Raw genomic sequence first — 19,988 nt, 5'->3', positions numbered from 1 at the left:
CCTCCTTGTGAAGTTCTCACTCTGCACCGAGAATTTCCGTTGCGCGAGGGATTGACGGCCAACTTCTGTTGTTCCAAGCTCTGTTAACCAGTCGACTCGACGTGTGAACGGCATCGCTCCCCTCCCCCCACCCATCTCCGGCCGGACCGTGGAGGTCACGGATGGACATGCACGCGCACGACCGGCGGCGGTTCCTCGCCATCGGCGCGGCGGCGGCCGCGTCCGCCGCCCCGCTGCTCACCGCCTGCGGCGCGGGCTTCGGCGGTGACAACAGCACGGGCGGCGGCTCCGCGGCCGACGACGTCACCGGTTCCTTCGACTGGAAGCGGGCCAAGGGCAGGACGGTCAAGGCGCTGCTCAACAAGCATCCGTACACCGATGCCCTGATCGCCGATCTGAAGGCGTTCACCGAGAAGACCGGCATCAAGGTCGAGTACGACGTCTTCCCCGAGGACAACTACTTCGACAAGCTCACCGTCGACCTCTCCAGCGGGCGCGCCTCCTACGACGTCTTCATGCTCGGCGCGTACATGGTGTGGCAGTACGGCCCGCCGGGCTGGCTGGAGGATCTCGGCCCCTGGATGCGCAACTCCTCGGCGACCGGCGCCGAATGGGACCAGGCGGACTTCTTCCCCAACCTGCTCCGGGCGGACCAGTGGTCGCTGAAGGCGGGCGCTCCGCTCGGGCAGGGCGGGCAGTACGCACTGCCGTGGGGCTGGGAGACCAATGTCGTCGCGTACAACACCGAGGTGTTCGAGAAGCTGGGCCTGAAGCCGGCCGAGACCTTCGACGAACTGCGCGAGGTGGCCGGGGCCATCACCCGCAGGGCGCCCGGGGCGGGCTTCGACGGGATGTACGGGGTCGCGGTGCGCGGCTCGCGCAGCTGGGCGACGATCCACCCGGGCTTCATGACGATGTACGCCCGCAACGGGCTGAAGGACTTCACCGTCGAGGGCGACGGGGTGAAGCCCGCGATGAACACCCCGGAGGCGATCGCGTTCACCCGGGACTGGGCGGAGATGGTCAGGAAGGGCGGGCCGCCGTCCTGGACCTCGTACACCTGGTACCAGTGCTCCGGCGACCTCGGTGCCAAGAAGGCGGGGATGCTCTTCGACGCGGACACCGCCGCCTACTTCCAGGCGGTGAAGGGGGCCTCCCCCGCGTCCGGGAAGATCGCCTTCCACCCCGGCCCCAAGGGCCCCGACGGCTCACTCGCCACGAACATGTGGATCTGGTCGCTCGGCATGAGCGCCGGGAGCCGCAACAAGTCCGCGGCCTGGCTGTTCCTCCAGTGGGCGACCGGCAAGGAGCATCTGCGCAAGGGCGCGATCGAGCACAACCACATCGACCCGGTACGCAGGTCGGTCAGCCAGGACCCCGCGTACAAGGAGAAGATGCGGGCCATCCCCGGCTTCATCGAGACGTTCGAGGCGGTCGTCGACCAGACGAGGATCCAGTTCACTCCGCAGGAGCAGTTCTTCGACGCGACGACCAGCTGGGCCGCCGCGCTCCAGGAGATCTACGGCGGGAAGAACGCCTCGTCCGTGCTGAACTCACTGGCCGGCGATCTGGCGTCGAAGGCCGGCTGACCGATGTCCGGACGCATGGCGCCCGTGCCGGAGACCGACCACGGGGCGGCGGCCTTCGGCACGGGGGCCGGAAAGCGGGCACAGCGGGCGGTACCGGCGTGGCGCCGCTCGCTGCGGCCGTATCTGCTGATCGTGCCCGCACTGCTGCTGACCGGCGGCATCCTCTACCCGTTCGGACTCGGCCTCTACTACACGGTGTTCGACTTCGCGGCGAGCAGACCGCGGCCGGACCTGGTCGGCATCGAGAACTACCGGCGGATCCTCACCCAGCCCTCGTTCTGGGACTCGGCGCGGGTGACGACGCTGTACGCGGTCGGCGCGGCGGCCGTCGAGACCGCGCTCGGGGTGGCCGTGGCCCTGCTGCTGCACCGGTCGAGCCTCGTCGGACGGGTGCTGGAGAAGATCCTGATCCTGCCCCTCATGATCGCGCCGGTGATCGCCGCGATCACGTGGAAGCTGATGCTCCAGCCGTCGGTCGGCGTCGTCAACCATCTGCTCGAACCGTTCGGCCTCGGCGGTGTGCAGTGGACGGACACGCCGACGGGCGCGCTGCTGTCGTCGATCGCCGTGGACGTGTGGGTCTACACCCCGTTCGTCGCGATCCTCGCGCTGGCCGGACTGCGCTCGCTGCCCGCCTCGCCGTTCGAGGCGGCGGCGGTCGACGGGGCGGGCCGGTGGTTCACCTTCCGACGCCTCACCCTGCCGATGCTGTGGCCGTACGTCCTGGTCGCCGTGATCTTCCGGTTCATGGACTCGCTGAAGGTCTTCGACATCATCTACGCGCTGACCGAGGGCGGCCCCGGCGACTCCACGATGGTCCTTCAGATCCGGGCCTATCTGGAGGCGATCCGCTTCCAGCGCTACTCGTTCGGGATCAGCTACATGATCGTGCTCTGGGCCGTGGTGTACCTGGTCACGATGGTGCTGGTGCGCTATCTGGGCCGGATCCAGAACCGGGCGGCGGAGGTGCCGGGATGAGGCGCGGACGCACGGCGGACGGACGCGGAGGTGCCGCGACGAGGCGCAGGGTGCTCTCCGTCGCCGCCGACCTGGCGCTGATCCTCTACTTCGTCTTCGCGCTGTTCCCGGTCGCCTGGATGGTGATCCTGTCGCTGAAGCCGACGAACGAGCTGTTCAGTACGTACTTCTCGTTCACCCCGACCTTCGACTCCTACCGCACCGTGCTCGGCGCCGGGGACGACCAGGGCGTGCCGTTCGTGCGGTTCTTCGTGAACAGTCTGGTCGTGTCGCTGGGCGCGGTCGCGCTGTCGCTGCTGATCGGGCTGCCCGCCGCGTACGCCGCCGCGCGGTGGCGGTTCCGCGGCTCGGAGAACCTGATGTTCACCCTGCTCTCGTTCCGCTTCGCGCCCGAACTCACCGTCATCATCCCGCTGTTCGTGCTCTACCAGAAGCTCGGGCTCTTCGACACGTATGTCGGCATGGTGTGGGTGCTGCAACTGGTGACCCTCCCGCTGATCGTCTGGATCATGCGGTCGTACTTCTCGGATCTCTCCCCCGAGCTGGAGCAGGCGGCGCTGCTGGACGGCTACACCCGCAAGCAGGCGTTCTTCAAGGTCGCGCTGCCGCTGGTGAAACCGGGCATCGCGGCCGTCTCGCTGCTGGCGTTCATCTTCGCGTGGAACAACTTCGTCTTCCCGCTGATCCTCACCTCGTCGGACGCCCAGACGGTGACGGTGGGCGCGCTGTCCTTCCTCGGCGGCGACCGGCCCAAGTACAACCTGACGGCTGCGGCGGCCCTGGTCTCGGTGGTCCCGCCGCTGCTGCTGGCGCTCACCATCCAGCGGTATCTGGTGCGCGGGCTGTCGTTCGGGGCGGTGAAGTCGTGACCGGCCCGGCGGCGATCACGCTGCGCGGGGTCAGCAAGCGGTACGGGCGGAACACCGCGCTCGACGGTCTGGATCTGGAGGTGGCCGAGGGCGAGTTCTTCTGCCTGCTCGGCCCGTCCGGCGCCGGGAAGACGACCACGCTCAAGACGGTCGCCGGCCTGGATGAGCCACAGGCCGGGACGGTCGAGCTGGGCGGTACGGACATGGCGGGCGTGGAGCCGTACGACCGGGGCGTGGCCATGTGTTTCGAGTCGTACGCCCTGTACCCGCACCGCACCGCGTACGACAATCTCGCCTCCCCGCTCCGCTCGCCGCGCCACCGCCTCCCCGCGCACGAGGCGCGCGAGCGGATCGGGGAGATCGCCGAACTCCTCGGGATCGACGCCCTGTTGGAGCGTCCGGTGGGCAGGCTCTCCAACGGTCAGCGGCAGCGGGTGGCGCTCGGCCGGGTACTGGTCCGGCCGGCCCGCGCGTTCCTGCTCGACGAGCCGCTGTCGCACCTCGACGCGAAGCTGCGGCAGGCGATGCGCGCGGAGCTGAAGGCGATCGGCTCGGTCCGGAGCACGACCACGCTGTACGTCACCCATGACTCGGTGGAGGCGCTGGCGCTCGGGGACCGGATCGGGGTGATCAGCCACGGCCGCATGGTGCAGACCGGCACCCGCGAAGAGCTGTGGCACCGCCCGTACGACACCTTCGTCGCCCAGTCCTTCGGCAGACCCCGGATCAATCTGCTGCCGGGCACGGTGACGGCCTTGGGGCACTTCCGGTCGCCGGACGGGGCGTACGAGCTGCCGCTGAGGGTGCCCGCACCGCCCGGAACCGCGGTCCAACTGGGCGTACGACCGCGGGACATCCGGCTCCTGGGGCCCGGCGAGGGCCCGGGTGCGGTACCGGCCGGCACGTGCGAGGGCCTGGAGCTGACCGGAGTCGTCCACGTGACCGAGCTGCTGGGCCGCGCCACCGAGGTCACCGTCCGGATCGGCGGCCGGCGGCTGTCCCTCGTCGTCCCGCGCGCCGACGCGGTGGGCCTGAGCCCCGACCGTCCGGTCCGGCTCTCCGTACCGCCTGAGAGTCTGCTGCTGTTCGAGGCCGACCGGCCGGCACGTCCAGGACGAAGGATCAGCACGTGAGCAACGTTCCGCAGCGGGGCCCCGCCCCGCGCCAGGCATCCATAGCCGAGTACGTCCTCGCACAGGGCGAGGTGAGCGCCGCCGAGCTGGCGGAACGCTTCGACGTCAGCCTGATGACCATCCACCGGGATCTGGACGAGCTGGAACGGCAGGGCATCGTCCGCAAGTTCCGCGGCGGTGTCACCGCCCAGCCGTCCGGGGTCTTCGAGTCGAACGTCTCCTACCGGCTGAAGACGATGCGCGCCGAGAAGGCCGCCGTCGCCGAACGGGCTCTGCGGCTCATAGAACCGGGCATGGCGGTGATGCTCGACGATTCGACGTCCACCCTGGAGATAGCACGCAGGCTGCGCTCCATCACCCCGCTGACCGTCGTCACCAACTTCCTGGAGGCGATCAACCTGCTGTCGCAGGAGCGCGGCATCCATCTGATGGGTCTCGGCGGCGACTTCGATCCGCTGCACTCCTCCTTCCTCGGCGTCTCGTGCGTGGAGGCGGTGCAGTCGCTCCAGGTCGACATCTGCTTCACCTCCACCTCCGCGGCGTCCGGCGGTTACGCCTACCACCAGGAGCAGCACATCGTCTCCGTGAAGCGGGCGATGCTCGACTCGGCGAGCCGCAATGTGCTGCTGCTCGACCACTCCAAGCTGGGCCGGGTCGCCCTGCACCGGCTCGCCCCGCTCTCCCGGTTCGATCTGCTGCTGGTCGACGACGGGGCGTCCGAGCGGGACCTGCGCGAACTCGACGAGCACAAGGTGCCCTACGAGGTCTGCGGCACCGGCCGGGAGTCCGGAACGGGAGGCGGCGATGACGGATGACTGAACTGGTCCTGCGCGCACTGCGCAAGACCTACACCGGACGTGGCCGGGCCGCCGTCGAAGCGGTCCGCTCCCTCGACATCGCACTGCGCTCCGGCGAACTGCTGGGGCTGCTCGGCCCGTCCGGCTGCGGCAAGTCCACCACCCTGCGGATGATCGCCGGACTGGAGGCGGTCACCGGCGGCGACATCCTCATCGGCGGCTCGTCGGTGGTGGGGCTCCCCGCCCGGCGGCGCAACATCGGGGTGGCGTTCGAGAACTACGCCCTGTACCCGCCGCTGACGGTCGCGGAGAACCTCGGGTTCGGACTCGCCGCCCGGCGCCGGTACGGACGGGCCGAGATCCGCCGCCGGGTCGCCGACATGGCCGCACGCATCGGGATCACGGAACTGCTGGACGCCCGCCCCGCCGGGCTCTCCAGCGGCCAGAAGCAGCGGGTCGCCCTCGCCCGCGCCCTGATCCGTGCCCCGGACGTGCTGCTGCTCGACGAGCCGCTGTCCCATCTGGACGCCGCCCAGCGCGACACCACCCGACGGGAGTTGAAGCGCATCCAGCGGGACAGCGGCCACACCACCATCCTCGTCACGCACGATCAGGAGGAGGCGCTGTCGCTCGCCGACCGGATCGCGGTGATGCGGGACGGCGAGATCCAGCAGCTCGGCACCCCCGAGGAGATCTACGACGCGCCGGTGAATCTGTTCGTCGCCGACTTCGTCGGGGAACCGGCGATCAATCTGCTGCCCGGGACGGCCGACGGGGCGGGCGGGGTGCGGCTCTCGGACTCCGTGCGCATCCCCGTACCGCACCGCCCGGCGGCGGGACGCGCGGTGGTGCTCGGCATCCGCCCGGAGGACCTGCGCCTGGACGACACTGGTGCACGGGCCCGGGTCGCCGCCCATGAACCCCTGCTGGAATGCGGCATCGCCACGCTCTCGCTCGACGGAGTGGCAAAGCCCCTGGTCGCCGTGACCGGTCCGGAGGTACGGCTCGACCGGGACGACACCGTACGCATCACCGCCGATCCCCGGCACATCCATGTCTTCGACGCCCAGACAGGAGACGCTCTGCGATGAACCGCCCCGCGACGGTCCGCCCCACGACGAGAATTCTGGTCGCCGGTGACCATTTCGTCCGCAACTCCCTGATCGCCGAGGCCCTGCAGCACGCCCTCGGCCCTCTCGGCACGGAGCCCCACCTCGCCGAACTCACCCTTCCCTGGCCCCTGGAGCCCTTCGGCAAGGTCGCCGAGGTCGACGAGGCCAGCGACGCCGAGGCCGCGCTGATCGCCGCGCTGGACGGGGTGGAGGTGTGCGTGACGCAGATGGGCCCGTTCACCGAGCGGGTGCTGGCCGCCGCACCGGATCTGCGGCTGGTCGTGGTCTGCCGGGGCGGCCCGGTCAACGTGAACGCGGCCGCGGCACGGGCCCGGGGGGTGCGGGTCTGCTTCGCGCCCGGCCGCAATGCGGCGGCGACCGCGGAGTTCACCGTGGGTCTGATCCTCTGCGCCCTGCGCCGCATCCCCGAGGCCCACCGCTCCCTCGCCGTCGACGGCCGCTGGGACGCCTCCCACTACACGTACGAGAACTGCGGGCTGGAGCTGGAGGACACCCCTGTCGGCCTGATCGGCTACGGGGCGGTGGGCAGCCGGGTCGCCCGGGTGCTCTCCGCGTTCGGCGCCGAGGTCGAGGTGTACGACCCGTATGTGCGCGGCGACGTCCACGGCATGCGCGCGCCTTCGCTGGAGGCGCTCCTGAACCGCTCCCGTGTCCTCACCCTGCACGCCAGGCTCACCCCGGAGACCCGGCATCTCGTCGGCGCCCGCGAGCTGGCCCTGCTGCCGCACGGCGCGGTTCTGGTCAACGCGGCCCGGGGCGGGCTGCTGGACACGGAGGCGCTGTGCGACGCCCTGGACTCGGGGCGGTTGCGGGCCGCGGCGCTGGACACGTACGAGCAGGAACCGCCCCCGGCCGGATCGCGGCTCTTTCGCACCCCGCGTCTGCTGATGACCCCGCACGTGGCGGGCGCCAGCCGGGCCGTCGCGCAGAAGGCGGCCCGGATCGCCGCGGCCGAGGTGGCGCGCTACGTGCGGGACGAACCTCTCGCCCACGCGCTGTGAGGAGGGCCGGACCCATGACGAGATACATCGGCATCGATGTCGGCACATCCGTGGTGAAGGCCGCGGCCTTCGACCCGCGCGGCCGCACACTGGCGGTCGAGTCCCGCCCGGTGGGACTCACGATCCACGACGGTTTTGTGGAACAGGACATGGACGAGGTGTACGGGGCGGTCTGCGAGGTCTTGGCCGCGCTGGGCTCCGACGGGGTCGCCTTCGCCGGTCTCACCGGACAGGGCGACGGGGTCTGGCTGGTCGACGCGGCGGGCCGGCCGGTCCGTACGGCGATCTCCTGGATGGACGGCCGCGCCCATGAACTGGTCGACGCCTGGCAGGCGTCCGGTGTCTTCGGGGCGGTCTACCGGCGCACCGGCAGCGCGATGTTCCCGGGCTGTCCGGGCCCGGTGCTGGCCTGGCTCGACCGTCACGATCCGGCCTCGCTCGACGCGGCGACGACCGCGCTGTACTGCAAGGACATGGTGTTCCAGCGGCTGACCGGAGTGCGGGCCACAGACGTCTCCGACGCGTCGATGCCGTTCCTGGACCCGATGACCCGCACGTACTCGTCCGATGTCGTGGCCGCGCTCGGCCTCGACCACCGGGCCTCGCTCCTCGCCCCGGTCAGCGACCCGGTCGCCACCGCCGAACTCCCTTCCGGAGCAAGGATCTCCAACGGCCCGTACGATCTGCCGGCCTGCGCCCTCGGCGCGGGCGTCACCCGTCCCGGTGACGGTCTGCTGATCGTCGGCACCTGCCTGGCCGCCCTGGTGGCCACCGAGCGGCTCGATCTGGACGGCGAGCCCGCCGGTCTCCACATCTCCACCGACCGACCCGGCCACTGGCTGCGCGCCATGCCCGCGATGGTCGGCACCGCGGCCCTCGACTGGGTCCTCAGCATCACCGGCGTGCGTCACGCGGAGGTCGACTCCCTGCTCGCCGCCACCCCGCCCGGCGCGAACGGTGTCCGCGTACTCCCCTACTTCGCCCCGTCCGGCGAGCGCGCCCCGTTCGTCGAGCCACGTCTGCGCGCCGAGTTCACCGGTGTGTCCCTGGAAACCACCTCGGCGGATCTGATCCGTGCGGTCTGCGAGGGCATCGGCTTCGCCGCCCGCCATTGCCTGGAGGCCGCGGGCCTCACCGGCTCCCTCGCCCTGTGCGGCGGCGGCACCCGCTCCCCCGCGTGGATGTGCCTGTTCGCGGATGTGCTGGGCCGGCCGGTCCGGATCGTGGAGGGCGAGGTCGGTGCGCGGGGCGCGGTGCTCGCGGCGGCGCGACGCTTCGGGGCGGAGCTGGACACGGCCGCCTGGACGGCCCCGACGACGGTGGTCGAACCGGACCCGGCGCGGGCGTCGTTCTACGCGAAGGCGTACGGGGACCACCTGACCCGGCTCGCCGAGGCCCGTGCGCGGGCCCGCGCGTGACGGAGCGGTGCACGCTCGGTCGCCGTACCGGCCGCGTCCACGCGGGACGACGCGCCCCCGGTCCTAAGTCGAAGGGCTGATCACCATCACCCCCTCCTGCTGTTAACCTGCTCCTGCATAGAGGTTGCAATAACAATAGGAAAGCAGCTGGAGGGTTCGACCACATGGCCACGTACACGCTCCCGGAACTCCCGTACGACTACGCGGCGCTCGAACCGGTCATCAATCCGCAGATCATCGAGCTCCACCACGACAAGCACCACGCCGCCTATGTGAAGGGCGCGAACGACACCCTGGAGCAGCTGGCGGAGGCGCGCGACAAGGAGGCCTGGGGAGCGATCAACGGACTCCAGAAGAACCTCGCGTTCCACCTCTCCGGGCACATCCTGCACTCGATCTACTGGCACAACATGACCGGTGACGGCGGCGGCGAGCCCCTCGCGGCGGACGGTGTCGGCGACCTCGCCGACGCGATCACGGAGTCGTTCGGCTCGTTCGCCGGTTTCAAGTCCCAGCTGACGAAGGCCGCGGCCACCACGCAGGGCTCCGGCTGGGGCGTCCTCGCCTACGAGCCGGTGAGCGGCAGGCTGATCGTCGAGCAGGTCTACGACCACCAGGGCAACGTCGGCCAGGGCTCCGTCCCGGTCCTGGTCTTCGACGCCTGGGAGCACGCCTTCTACCTCCAGTACAAGAACCAGAAGGTCGACTTCATCGACGCCATGTGGGCCGTCGTCAACTGGCAGGACGTGGCCAAGCGTTACGCGGCCGCCAAGGAGCGCGCCGACGTGCTGCTGCTCGCCCCCTGACCGGGAGGCACGGGAACGTCCTGCCTCGTGATCGTCTTCTCAACCTTCACCGGGCAGGCGGATGAAGGGAGGGCCCCCGCCTGGACGTGACAGGCGGGGGCCCTTCTGTCACGTTGCGCGGCGGGGGTGGGGTCAGGAGACGGGGGCGTGCTTCAGCAGCGTGCTCAGCACCTGCTCGGCATGCGTCCAGAGCACCGCCCCGCCCGCGTCCGGCACCATGTGCCGGACCGCACCCGGGATGCGCGCGGTCAGACCGGCGCCCCGGTCGGGCGAGTGGCTGGTGTCCTCCTCCCCGTACCAGAGGTCGACCGGTACGGCGATGTCCGACAGTTCGATGTCCCAGCGGCCCATGGCCAGAACCGTGTCCCGGGCATAGCCTGCGGCGGCCCCCTGCGCGAACGCCTCGTCGAGCGTGCGCCGGTAGGCGGCCGCGAACGCGGGCTGCTGATACACGGCGCGGTCGCACTCCGGACTGCCGGACATGACCATGTCCCACATCGCCTGCGCGGTGAATCCGGCGAAGACCTTCTCGGCGGCGGCCGGGTCGGACACCGCCAGGTCGACCAGGCCCCGCAGGTCGTCCGGAAGTGCGTCGGCGAACCGCGGCGCGGCGACCTCGTCCGCGCCGGAGACCACGGCGAGCGCGCCGACCACCCCGGCAGCGGCGCATGCGAGGGCGAAGGGCGCCCCCTGCGAGTTGCCGACCATCAGGGGCCGGTCCAGGCCGCGCAGGGCGGCGAACGCGCGGATGTCGTCGGCGAAGTCCCCGAAGGTGCGGCCGGGCAGCGGCGAGGAGGCGCCCAGCCCCGGACGGTCGAGCGAGATCAGCCGCACGCCGAGGCCGGCCGCCACGTCGTGACCGAACCCCAGATGCCTGCTGGTGGCCGCCCCCGGCGACAGCAGCACCGGCACGCCGTCCACCGGTCCCCACTCGGCCCAGCCCAGCTGCCGCCCTCCCGGCAGCTGTTCGGTACCGCTACGAACCGGGTCGATCACATGCAAAGTCATACATCTGATCATGACCGGCTCCGCGGACCGTGTCGAAGGGGTTTCCGCCGCAGGACTTGCACCTCGCCCGGAACGGAACGCTTCAGGGGGCGGTGGTGCCCGGCCAGGCGATGTCGGTCTCGACCGGCGCGGCATAGTCGATGCCGGGCACGGCGAACCCGTACAGGCGCTGCACTTCGGCGTGGAACCAGTCGAGGTCGGCGAGTTCGGTGATGTTCTCGGTGGCGGCGGCGTTCCACCGCTCGGTGACGGCCGCCTGGACAGCAGGATCGAGTTCCCAGGTGTCCAGGCGCACGCGCCCTTCGTCGTCGAGGTCGAGCGGGCGGACACCGGTGAGCTGGTCCCACAGGTCGGTGAGCTGCCCGATCGGCGGCACCATCGCGTCGCCGAGGACGCCGCGGAGCAGCCCGACGTAGAGGGCGATGCCGGGGATCGCGGTCGAGGACTGGGTGACGGCAGCCGCGTTGACCGAGGTGACCGCACGCCCGTCGACCAGCTTCGCGAGCCGCTCGTCGAGGGTGCGGGCGGTCTGTTCGAGGTGGGACTTGGCGGCGCCGATGGTGCCCTGCCGGTAGATCGCGGCGGTCAGGGGGGAGCCGATGTAGGAGAGGGCGGCGGTGCTGAATCCATCGGCGAGCAGCCCGCGGTCGGCGAGATGGTCGATCCACCGTTCCCAGTCCGTTCCGCCCATGACGGCGACGGTCTGCTCGATGTCGTCGCCGTCGGCGGGCTGCGTCTCGACCTCCCGCACCTCGCCGGCGCCCCGGTCGTCGAAGACGAGGGTCTTGGTGCTGTACGCCTCGCCGACGGGCTTGAGGACGGACGCGTAGGTGGTCCCGGTGTCGGGGTCGGTGCGGCGCGGGGCGGCCACCGAGTAGATCAGGTGGTCCAGACGGCCGCCGAAACGCTCCTCCAGCACCTGGGCGACCTGGTGCTTCATCTCATCGGAGAACGCGTCTCCGTTGAGGAACACCATGTCGTGACCGTGCCGCCGGGCGAGCTCGGCGGTCGCGGCCGTGCGGTACCAACCGGCCGTACCGGTGCGGCGTCCGGGGGCCTTTTCGAAGCAGACCCCGATCCCGCGGATGCCGGCACGGGCGAGGCCGGCGATCGTCGCGGCCAGCCCGTACCCGGCGGAGGAGCCGATGACCAGTGCCACGGGTGCCCGGTCCGGCACCCGGGAGGGCGCGGGGACGGCCTCCCACATGTCCTTCACCAGGCGCGCGCAGCCGACCGGGTGGGAGTCGAGGAAGAGGAAGCCGCGGTTCTTGGGGGCGATGACGTGTTCGCTCATGGGCTCGGGTCTTTCGGGTCGTCACGGACGGGAGGTGGCGGCGACGCGGAGGCCCGCACCACACCCTGCAAGTCTGCGACGACACGAACACGGACGGTCGCCTCGCCAGGCACAGTAATGTTCAGCCGCTCTTGGAGGCTTTCCACCACATCGGGCAGCGCGGGAACGCCGACACCTGGTTGCCGCGCGAGGCGCGTTTCGGGCCGCGCACCTCTGCGGCCCGGACGCGACCTGTCCTGCGGCTGGGAAAGCAATTCGCAGTGGAGGACCGATCTCCGTCTCGACTACCGGACACCGACGTCCACGCGTCTCAACGTGGCCGGACGCACGGATATCGACGACCCGGCGCACCTCTGCGAAGAGGAACAGCTGCTGACTCCGGCCGAACGCCGCGAACTCCTGCGCCACCGCTGCCTCCTGAGAGCTCCCGACGCCGCCGGCGAGCTGGGCGACCCGTCCCGATGGAGCGGGGATCTCTTCCCCTGCACATGGCGGCTGCCCGGTCCGGAGGAGGACACCGGGCGGGCGGGGTGAGGAGGCTCCTTCCCCGGACACGGCGGACGAGGGCCCATGTGTCACGTCGCGCGGGTCGGGGCATCCCTCGTCCCCGGCCGGCGCCCCGCTCGCCGCGCCCTACCGGCCGTCGGTGACCAGAGCCATCATCAAGCCGTCGTAGCCCTTGGTGCCGACCGTCTGCAGCGCGGTCGCGCTCAACGTCGGTTCGGCAGCGACGATTTCGGTGAAGCGGCGCACGCCCTGCACCTTCGGGTCGTCGCTGCCGCCGTCGACCACCGCGCCGTCGCGCACGACGTTGTCGGCGATGATGAGGCTGCCGGGCCGGGTCAGCTTCAGCGACCAGGCCAGGTAGTCGGGGTTGCTCGGCTTGTCGGCGTCGATGAACACGACGTCGAACGGCCCGTACCCCCCTTCCGCGAGTTCCGGCAGCGTGTCGAGGGCCCGCCCGACCCGGATCTCGACGACGTCCGAGAGACCGGCCCGCTCGATGTTGGCCCGCGCGACCTCGGCGCACCCCGGATCGAATTCGAGCGTCACGAGCCTGCCCCCCTCGGGCAGCGCGCGGGCCAGCCAGATCGTGCTGTATCCGCCCAGGGTGCCGATCTCCAGCACGGTGCGAGCCCCTTGGAGCCTGACCAGCAGGTGCAGCAGCTTGCCCTGGTTGGCGGCGACCTGGATGGCCGGGAGTCCGGCCTCGTCACTGGCCTCGACGGCCGCGTCCAGGACTTCGTCCGACCCCACCAGCAGGCCGTTGAAGTAGTCGTCGACCTCGGTCCATCGCGCCTGCGTCATGACATGTTCCCCTCTCGAATGCGCGTGAGTTCCCAAAGGGAACCTATCTCATGCGAGGCGAATGCGATGATGGGCGCCATGAGCGCTCCCCCTGCCGACCCCACCGTCCTTCACCCGATGCCGGGCCAGCCCCGGGTCGTGCAACTGAAGCCCCTCGTCACGTCCGAACTGATCGAGGTCGGTGACTACTCGTACTACGACGACCCCGACGACGCGACCGCGTTCGAGACTCGCAACGTGCTCTACCACTACGGTCCGGAGAAGCTCGTCATCGGGAAGTTCTGCGCGCTGGGAACGGGGGTGCGGTTCATCATGAACGGCGCCAACCACCGGATGGACGGCCCGTCCACGTTCCCCTTCCCCACCATGGGCGGCTCCTGGGCCGAGCACTTCGACCTGCTCACCGGGCTGCCGGGCCGGGGCGACACGGTCGTCGGCAACGACGTCTGGTTCGGCTACGACTCCATGGTGATGCCGGGCGTACGGATCGGGCACGGCGCGATCGTCGGCGCCGGTTCGGTCGTCACCGGTGACGTACCCGACTACGGCATCGTCGGCGGCAATCCCGCCAAGCTGATCCGCACCCGCTACGACGACGAGACCATCGACCGGCTCCTGGCCGTCGCCTGGTGGGACTGGCCCGTCGACCACCTCACCCAGCACATCCGTACCATCATGTCCGGCAGCGTCGACGATCTCGAAGCGGCTGCCCCGGAGGGGACATCATGACGATCACGGTTCGAGAACTGACCTACTACCCGGTCAAGGGTTGCGCCGGAACCGTGGTCGCATCCGCGCAGGTCCTCGGGACCGGCCTCGAACACGACCGGACGTTCATGGTGGTCGACGCTGCGGACGGCGCGTTCCGCAGCCAGCGCACGCATGCCTCGATGGCCGCGATCAGGGTCGAAGTCCTGGAAGCCGGAGCGGCGTTGGACCTGTCCGCCGAGGGCGTCGAACCGCTCCGCCTGAAGGTCGACCGGGACGGCCCGCGCCGCGAGGTCAGCATGTTCGACCGCCCGCTCGGCGCGGCGGCCGACCAGGGGGACGAGGTCGCGGAATGGTTCTCCGAGGTGCTCGGAGCCGAGTCCCGCCTGGTACGGGTGGCCCCCGGCTTCGACCGGGACGGCTGGGGCGACACCCCGGGCAAGGTCAACTTCGCCGACGCACACGCGGTGCTGGTCGCCTCGACGGCCTCCCTGGACGACCTCAACGCCCGCATCGCCGCCCGGGGCGACGCCGAACCGGTGCCGATGGACCGTTTCCGCCCCAACATCGTCCTGACCGGCAACGACGAACCGCACTTCGAGGACCGGGTACGCAGGATGACCCTCGGTTCCGTGGAACTCGCCTATTCCGTAAGGGCGATGCGGTGCAACGTCCCGCTCGTCGACCAGCGCACGGGCCGCCGCGCGGGCCCGGAACCGGTCCGGACCCTTGCGACGTACCGGCGCGAGCCGGAGTACAAGAACAAGGTGAGCTTCGGCGCGAAGAACGCGGTGGTCTGCGAGGGCATGGTGACCGTCGGGGACACGGTCGAGGTCGCGGAGTGGCTCGGCCGCTGAAGGCCCCGTCCCGCACGAGGGTGCCCGCGCAGCCCGGGAAGGACAGCCGAGTCGCCCCGGTCCTCACGACCGCGGGGCGCGGCCGTGATCGAGTGGTGCGCCCCGTGCGGCGGGCCCTGCCCGGGGGGCGCGGTCACCACGATTCCCTGTCCGTGTCCTTGCCGAGGGAATCCCCGATGTGGGACATGACGGCCCAGATGATCGCCTTCCGGCACGGACTCAGGTCCTTCGCCTCGATGTACAGGGTGTTGTCCCCGCCGACGCGGTAGTTCTCCCGGCGGCCGTCCGCCTTGAGCTTGAGTCCTTCCATGCGGCGCCGCAGATGAGGAACGGTGACGCCGACCTGGTGGTCGTCCACGGTCACCCGGGTGACCTCGTCCCACGGGATCTCGTCCGCGGCACCCTTGACGTACAGGTACGTGTGGCCGATCTCGACGGGGCCGTACCGGACCACGCCGCCCTCGGTGGCCAGTTGGCGCACGTCGTGCTGTGCGCGCGCCGCGGCGACCCGGTCGACGATCCCCCCGAACATCGGTGTCAGGCTGCCCGGGGAGCGCAGGAAGGTGCGCAGGAGTCCGGCACCGATGTCGGTCAGGAAGTAGTTGCCGGACAGTTCACGGGCGCCCTGACCGGTCGCCGTCCACAGGCGGGCGACGATCCGGTCCGAGATCGGCCGGATGGCACTCGATCCGAGATGGGTGACATGACGGGTCAGGACCACGTCGTGGAAGTCCTCCCAGCGGTGCGCCCACCACACCTTGCGCCGACCCCGGTGGACGATTCCGTCCTCGTGCAGGACCAGCCAGGAGGCGAGGGAGCGGGGCAGCTCGAAAGCCCCCCAGACGAACAGCAGGACGCAGATGACGTCGAATGAGAGGTGCCCGATGCTCGGCATGGAGTCGGGTATGCCGCCGAACAGCAGGAACGCGGCGACCGGGACGACGACCAGGGCGAGCTTGCCCATCGTCGGGCGTTCCCGGTAGGTCGCGAGGACCGGTCCCAGTTCGGCCGGATCGACCTTCCGGCGCCGTTCGTCGCCCCCTCGGCCCTGATCCGCCACCATGTTCCCCTCCCTGATGATTCGTCAGGCGAATGTGTCGCTCCGGGAGTTGGCAGGCTCTTCCCCGTTCGTCACCGCATGACTCCGATGCTCTGCCCGCAGCCTATGCCCGCCCGGGGCCGGCCGGAGCGCCCGCGCCCCCTCAGCCGTCCCGCTGGGCCCCCACCAGTGCGTCGCCCACGTCCGTACGGAAGTACAGCACCGACCGCCCCGCCCTGCGGCGGTCTGCCAGGCCGGAGTCCAGCAGGACTCTGAGGTGGCGGCCCACCGACCCCAGCCCCTGGCCGGTCAGGGCCACCAGTTGGATGGTGCTCTTCGGGGAGGCGAGGAGGACCAGGACCGCCGCCCGCGCGGGGCCGAGCAGGCGGCCCAGAGCGTCCGGCACCCGTTCCCGGCCCGCGTCGGCCAGGGTGCCCGAGCACGGGTAGACGACTGCGTACCGAAGGGCGTCGTCGTCCCAGGAGACCCAGCCACTGCGCTGGGTGACCGGGACGAACAACAGCCGCACACCCGCCAGTTGCTTCGGCGGGTGGTCGTGCGCGTTGATCTGGAGCCGGCTCCCGCCGAGCCACCGCATTCCCGGACGCAGACCGCTGAGGGCGGCGGCCCAGCCGCCCTGGCCCAGCTGTCCGGTGCGCGCGACTACGTCCGCCTCGATGATCCGGCGGCGACGCGGCCAGTCCGGCAGGACGGTGTGCCGCCAGACCCAGTGCAGTACGTCGGCGGCGCGCTGCGCCAGGTCGTCGCGGTCCAGGAGTTCCGGGAGCGGACGGCCGCCGAGCGCCACGGCCAGGTCGGCGCGGGCGCGCTCGGGCGTGGTGGCCCGGACCGGGACCAGCTCCTCCTCCAGGGACGGCGTGCCCTCGCCCGTCGGAGTGGGGGTGATGAAGTCCGCGTTCCAGCTGCCGCCGAGTGCCGCCGGTACCAGGAGGGCGGCAACCGGGTCGGCGGCCTGCCGTGACCGGTAGGCGGACAGATGGACGTCGAGCCAGGCCCGTTCGCCGGGGTGCTCGGCCCGCCCTCTTTCCAGGGCGTTCAGGGCGGCAGTGGTCTCGGCGAGCGGCGAGACGACGAACCGGCTCCCCGCGAGCGTGTCCGTGTTGATCTGCCACAGGCCCATGACGTTTCGCCTCCCCGCGAAACAATAACGCCGTGCGGGAAGGGCCTCCGAGACTCCCCGCATGCGTACCTACCGGGAACTCTTCCGAGCGCCGCAGTTCCGGCCACTCTTCGCGACCAGTGCCGTACAGGTCGCCGCGTCGACGATGGGCGGGCTGGCCCTCGGCACCCTCGTCTACGCCGCGACCGACTCGCCGCTGCTCGCCGCGCTCTCCATGTTCGGCTCCTCGCTCGCCCAGGTGATCGGGGCGACCGTGCTGATGTCGGCGGCGGACCGGTTGCCGCCACGGGCCGCGATGTCCGGCATGGCGCTCGCCTTCGGGCTGGCCACCGCCGTGCTCGCCGTCCCCGGGCTCCCGTTGCCGGTGGTCTTCGCGATCATCCTGGCCGAGGGTGTGATCGCCGCCGTGGGCGGCGGGGTGCGGTACGGCCTGCTCAACGAGGTGCTGCCCAAGGACGGCTATCTGCTGGGGCGTTCGGTGCTGAACATGTGCTCCGGCCTGATGCAGATCGGCGGGTTCGCGCTCGGCGGACTTCTGGTGGCGACGCTGTCCGCGCGCGGCACACTGCTGGCCGCCGCCGCCCTGTATCTGACCGGTGCGGCCGTCGCCCGGTTCGGGCTGGCGCACCGGCCGCCGCGCGCCACCGGGCGGCCGTCGGTCGCCGAGACCTGGCGGACCAACGCCGTGCTGTGGTCCTCCGGTCCGCGCCGCCGGGTCTACCTCGCACTCTGGGTGCCGAACGGGCTGATCGTGGGCTCCGAGTCGCTGTTCGTCCCGTACTCCCCGGAGCACGCGGGGCTTCTCTTCGCATTCGGCGCACTGGGAATGCTCGTCGGGGACACGGTGGCGGGCCGGTTCATCGCCCGGCACCGGCGGGGGCGACTGGCGACCCCGCTGCAGCTGCTCCTGGCCGCCCCGTATCTGTTCTTCGCCGCCTACCCGGCGCTTCCGGTGGCGTTCGCTCTGACCACGCTCGCCTCGGTCGGGTTCTCGGCGAGTCTGCTGTTCCAGGAGCGGCTGATGGCCCTGACCCCGGACGGGATCGCCGGTCAGGCCCTCGGGCTGCATTCCTCCGGCATGCTCACCATGCAGGGCGTCGCAGCCGCGCTCGCGGGCGCCGTCGCCCAACGGACCTCGCCGGGGACGGCGATGACCGTGATGGCGGCGGCCTCCCTCGCCGTGTCCCTGGCCCTCGTCGCGGCGGGGCGCCGGGCCGCGGGAAGGACCGGGGAGGTGCTTGTCGAGGTCCGGGCCGCCGGCGTGACGCGGCGTTCCTCGTAGCCCGCCACGACGGTACGCGGTTCGCCGCTCGTGCAGCCCCCGCCCGCACGGAGCACAGTACGGAGCAAGTAGGGCGGCCCGGCGAAGGCTGACGGCGCTCACGACGAGGTCAGCGGCACCTTCGCACACAAGGTGGCGATGGCGCCTTCGGGCGACACCGTGCACGGGGGCAGCCTCCAGGAGAAGCCGGGGGCCCGCACCAGTGCGTCGAACATCGCAACGCGTGAGGCTGAACGGGCCTACGCCGAGCCATACTTGGAGGAAATCATGGCTGTCTCCGCCTCGACATCATCGCGCGGTGGAACCCGATACCGCAGCGGTCTCAAAGTGGCGGCCCTCTGCTGCGGCCTGGTGCTGAGCGGGGCGGCCGTCGCCACCGCCGCTCCGCCCGCCGCCCACGCCCACGCGCAGCACGAGGAGCACGGCCGGGGCATGCTGGTCTCCGCCGAGAAGTTGTACACGCTCGCGACCCCGCAGGCCGTGTCCGCCGAGCTGGGCGCGGCCGGGTTCGGGGCCGACACCGTCCGGCACGGCGTGGTCGCGTACCGGCTGGTCTACCGAACCGTCGATGCGTACGGGCGGCCCACCACGGCAAGCGGACTGTTCGTGCTGCCGCTCAACAACAAGGGACGGTTGCGGGCCGTTTCCTTCGCGCACGGCACCGGCAGCCACAAGAACGATTCCCCGTCCATGCGGCGCGGCGCGTTCGTGTCCGCGTCGGTGATCGCGCACGCGTCGGCCGGTGCCGCGGGGGTCGCGCCCGACTATCTGGGGATGGGCAAGGGACCCGGTCTGCACCCCTGGATGGACATCGGCTCCGAGACCACGGCATCCCTGGACATGCTGCGGGCGGCCCGCGCCTTCGCGCCCCGCATCGGACAGGTACTGGAGCGCGAGGTCATGGTCACCGGCTTCTCGCAGGGCGCCTCGGCGGCGCTGGGGCTCGGCAGGGCTCTTCAGGCGGGTGAGGACAGCTGGTTCAGGCTGGGTGCGCTGGCACCGGTCAGTGGCGCGTACGACTTCGGTGGCGTCGAGCTGCCCGCGCTGTTCCAGGGCAGGCTTGATACCAAGTCCGGTGTGCTGTACGCGGCGTACACCTTTGTGGCGTTCAACCGTCTCCACCACGTCTACGACAGCCCTGGCGAGGTCTTCTCGGATCCGTATGCCGGCACCGTCGAGGGGCTCTTCGACGGCACACACACGGGGGAGCAGCTGATGCAGGGCACCCCGGGCACTCTGGACGAGCTGCTGACCGAGCACGGCCGCGAATTGCTCGCGCATCCGACGGGGCCGCTGGCAGCCGCGCTGCGCACAACCGACGCCGTGTGCACCGATTGGGCCCCCCGTGCCCCGGTCCGGCTCTACATGGCGACCGGGGACGAGCAGGCCGACACCGCCAACACCGAGCACTGCCGAGCGGCTCTGCTCAGGAATGGTGTGAACGCCCCGGTCGTCGATCTCGGCGCTGTCGACTACCAGAAATCCCGTCACCTGGGGTCCAATGTCGCGGCCACGTCGGCGATCGTGCGCTGGTTCGCCGAGTTGCGCAAGCCGTGACGGGAATCGACCCGGCTTCTTCGGGGTCCCGGCTTCTAGGGTGGCCCGCGGCCTCGCCCGCCTCGGGTTC

Annotated in this window: 19 protein-coding genes; 14 read left to right on the top strand and 5 right to left on the bottom strand. The window is 70.9% G+C overall.

Translation table 11 applies throughout. From position 1 onward, the window contains the following. The first annotated feature begins 161 nt into the window (after positions 1-161). The 9 genes from ACIOHC_RS02070 to ACIOHC_RS02030 all read left to right on the top strand — a co-directional run bounded on the left by ACIOHC_RS02070 (position 162) and on the right by ACIOHC_RS02030 (position 9,724). The gene (locus ACIOHC_RS02070; RefSeq protein WP_351078371.1) at positions 162-1,589 is read left to right on the top strand and encodes a sugar ABC transporter substrate-binding protein; all 1,428 of its coding nucleotides are present in this window, start codon (positions 162-164) and stop codon (positions 1,587-1,589) included. A gap of 3 nt (positions 1,590-1,592) precedes the next feature. Further along, on the top strand, positions 1,593-2,567 hold the full coding sequence (locus ACIOHC_RS02065; RefSeq protein ID WP_365689539.1) for a sugar ABC transporter permease: 975 nt from the start codon (positions 1,593-1,595) through the stop codon (positions 2,565-2,567). Then, positions 2,564-3,436 (top strand): carbohydrate ABC transporter permease, encoded by an 873-nt coding sequence (locus ACIOHC_RS02060; RefSeq protein WP_351078367.1) that lies wholly within the window; start codon positions 2,564-2,566, stop codon positions 3,434-3,436. The genes ACIOHC_RS02065 and ACIOHC_RS02060 overlap by 4 nt, the downstream gene beginning before the upstream one ends. Next, positions 3,433-4,569 (top strand): ABC transporter ATP-binding protein, encoded by a 1,137-nt coding sequence (locus ACIOHC_RS02055; RefSeq protein WP_401840974.1) that lies wholly within the window; start codon positions 3,433-3,435, stop codon positions 4,567-4,569. The genes ACIOHC_RS02060 and ACIOHC_RS02055 overlap by 4 nt, the downstream gene beginning before the upstream one ends. After that, positions 4,566-5,384 carry a DeoR/GlpR family DNA-binding transcription regulator gene (locus ACIOHC_RS02050; protein WP_391740864.1) on the top strand — a complete coding sequence of 273 codons (819 nt, stop codon included), beginning with the start codon at positions 4,566-4,568 and terminating at the stop codon, positions 5,382-5,384. The genes ACIOHC_RS02055 and ACIOHC_RS02050 overlap by 4 nt, the downstream gene beginning before the upstream one ends. Next, positions 5,381-6,457 (top strand): ABC transporter ATP-binding protein, encoded by a 1,077-nt coding sequence (locus ACIOHC_RS02045; RefSeq protein ID WP_365689543.1) that lies wholly within the window; start codon positions 5,381-5,383, stop codon positions 6,455-6,457. The genes ACIOHC_RS02050 and ACIOHC_RS02045 overlap by 4 nt, the downstream gene beginning before the upstream one ends. After that, positions 6,454-7,500, top strand: a complete 1,047-nt coding sequence (locus ACIOHC_RS02040; protein ID WP_365689544.1) for an NAD(P)-dependent oxidoreductase — start codon at positions 6,454-6,456, stop codon at positions 7,498-7,500. The genes ACIOHC_RS02045 and ACIOHC_RS02040 overlap by 4 nt, the downstream gene beginning before the upstream one ends. A gap of 14 nt (positions 7,501-7,514) precedes the next feature. Then, positions 7,515-8,918 (top strand): FGGY-family carbohydrate kinase, encoded by a 1,404-nt coding sequence (locus tag ACIOHC_RS02035; RefSeq protein ID WP_351078356.1) that lies wholly within the window; start codon positions 7,515-7,517, stop codon positions 8,916-8,918. Positions 8,919-9,082: 164 nt separating this feature from the next. Continuing rightward, positions 9,083-9,724, top strand: a complete 642-nt coding sequence (locus ACIOHC_RS02030) for a superoxide dismutase (RefSeq protein WP_365689547.1) — start codon at positions 9,083-9,085, stop codon at positions 9,722-9,724. Positions 9,725-9,856: 132 nt separating this feature from the next. On the opposite strand, the gene ACIOHC_RS02025 is transcribed toward ACIOHC_RS02030, so the two are convergent. Both ACIOHC_RS02025 and fabV read right to left on the bottom strand, forming a co-directional pair. Then, the gene (locus ACIOHC_RS02025) at positions 9,857-10,732 is read right to left on the bottom strand and encodes an alpha/beta fold hydrolase (RefSeq protein WP_401840970.1); all 876 of its coding nucleotides are present in this window, start codon (positions 10,730-10,732) and stop codon (positions 9,857-9,859) included. Between the two features lie 82 nt (positions 10,733-10,814). Then, positions 10,815-12,026, bottom strand: a complete 1,212-nt coding sequence (gene fabV / locus ACIOHC_RS02020) for an enoyl-[acyl-carrier-protein] reductase FabV (protein ID WP_351078349.1) — start codon at positions 12,024-12,026, stop codon at positions 10,815-10,817. A 315-nt stretch (positions 12,027-12,341) separates the two neighbouring features. Here fabV and ACIOHC_RS02015 point away from each other — a divergent pair, with 315 nt between their 5' ends. Then, positions 12,342-12,560 (top strand): hypothetical protein, encoded by a 219-nt coding sequence (locus tag ACIOHC_RS02015; RefSeq protein WP_351078346.1) that lies wholly within the window; start codon positions 12,342-12,344, stop codon positions 12,558-12,560. Positions 12,561-12,659: 99 nt separating this feature from the next. On the opposite strand, the gene ACIOHC_RS02010 is transcribed toward ACIOHC_RS02015, so the two are convergent. Beyond that, the gene (locus tag ACIOHC_RS02010; RefSeq protein ID WP_351078344.1) at positions 12,660-13,334 is read right to left on the bottom strand and encodes an O-methyltransferase; all 675 of its coding nucleotides are present in this window, start codon (positions 13,332-13,334) and stop codon (positions 12,660-12,662) included. A 78-nt stretch (positions 13,335-13,412) separates the two neighbouring features. On the opposite strand from ACIOHC_RS02010, the gene ACIOHC_RS02005 reads away from it, so the two are divergent. Next, entirely contained in the window at positions 13,413-14,063 is a 651-nt protein-coding gene (locus ACIOHC_RS02005) for a CatB-related O-acetyltransferase (RefSeq protein WP_351078343.1), read from the top strand. Beyond that, on the top strand, positions 14,060-14,899 hold the full coding sequence (locus tag ACIOHC_RS02000) for an MOSC domain-containing protein (RefSeq protein ID WP_401840967.1): 840 nt from the start codon (positions 14,060-14,062) through the stop codon (positions 14,897-14,899). Before ACIOHC_RS02005 ends, ACIOHC_RS02000 begins: the two co-directional genes overlap by 4 nt. 133 nt (positions 14,900-15,032) lie before the next feature. Here the strand turns inward: ACIOHC_RS02000 and ACIOHC_RS01995 are convergent, their stop codons facing one another. Together ACIOHC_RS01995 and ACIOHC_RS01990 are read right to left on the bottom strand one after the other, a co-directional pair. Further along, complete coding sequence (locus ACIOHC_RS01995) at positions 15,033-15,962, bottom strand: hypothetical protein (RefSeq protein WP_365689553.1); 930 nt, start codon at positions 15,960-15,962, stop codon at positions 15,033-15,035. Between the two features lie 139 nt (positions 15,963-16,101). After that, positions 16,102-17,079, bottom strand: coding sequence for an ArsR/SmtB family transcription factor (locus ACIOHC_RS01990; protein ID WP_401840964.1), 978 nt, complete (start codon positions 17,077-17,079; stop codon positions 16,102-16,104). A 61-nt stretch (positions 17,080-17,140) separates the two neighbouring features. Between ACIOHC_RS01990 and ACIOHC_RS01985 the strand changes: the two genes are divergently transcribed. Both ACIOHC_RS01985 and ACIOHC_RS01980 read left to right on the top strand, forming a co-directional pair. After that, positions 17,141-18,361, top strand: a complete 1,221-nt coding sequence (locus tag ACIOHC_RS01985; RefSeq protein ID WP_401840961.1) for an MFS transporter — start codon at positions 17,141-17,143, stop codon at positions 18,359-18,361. A gap of 267 nt (positions 18,362-18,628) precedes the next feature. Continuing rightward, complete coding sequence (locus ACIOHC_RS01980) at positions 18,629-19,918, top strand: lipase (protein ID WP_365689558.1); 1,290 nt, start codon at positions 18,629-18,631, stop codon at positions 19,916-19,918. Positions 19,919-19,988 lie beyond the last annotated feature (70 nt).

The sequence above is a fragment of the Streptomyces sp. NPDC088252 genome (genome assembly GCF_044740965.1).
Classification (GTDB): domain Bacteria; phylum Actinomycetota; class Actinomycetes; order Streptomycetales; family Streptomycetaceae; genus Streptomyces.
This window is presented reverse-complemented; position numbering and strand designations above follow the sequence as displayed.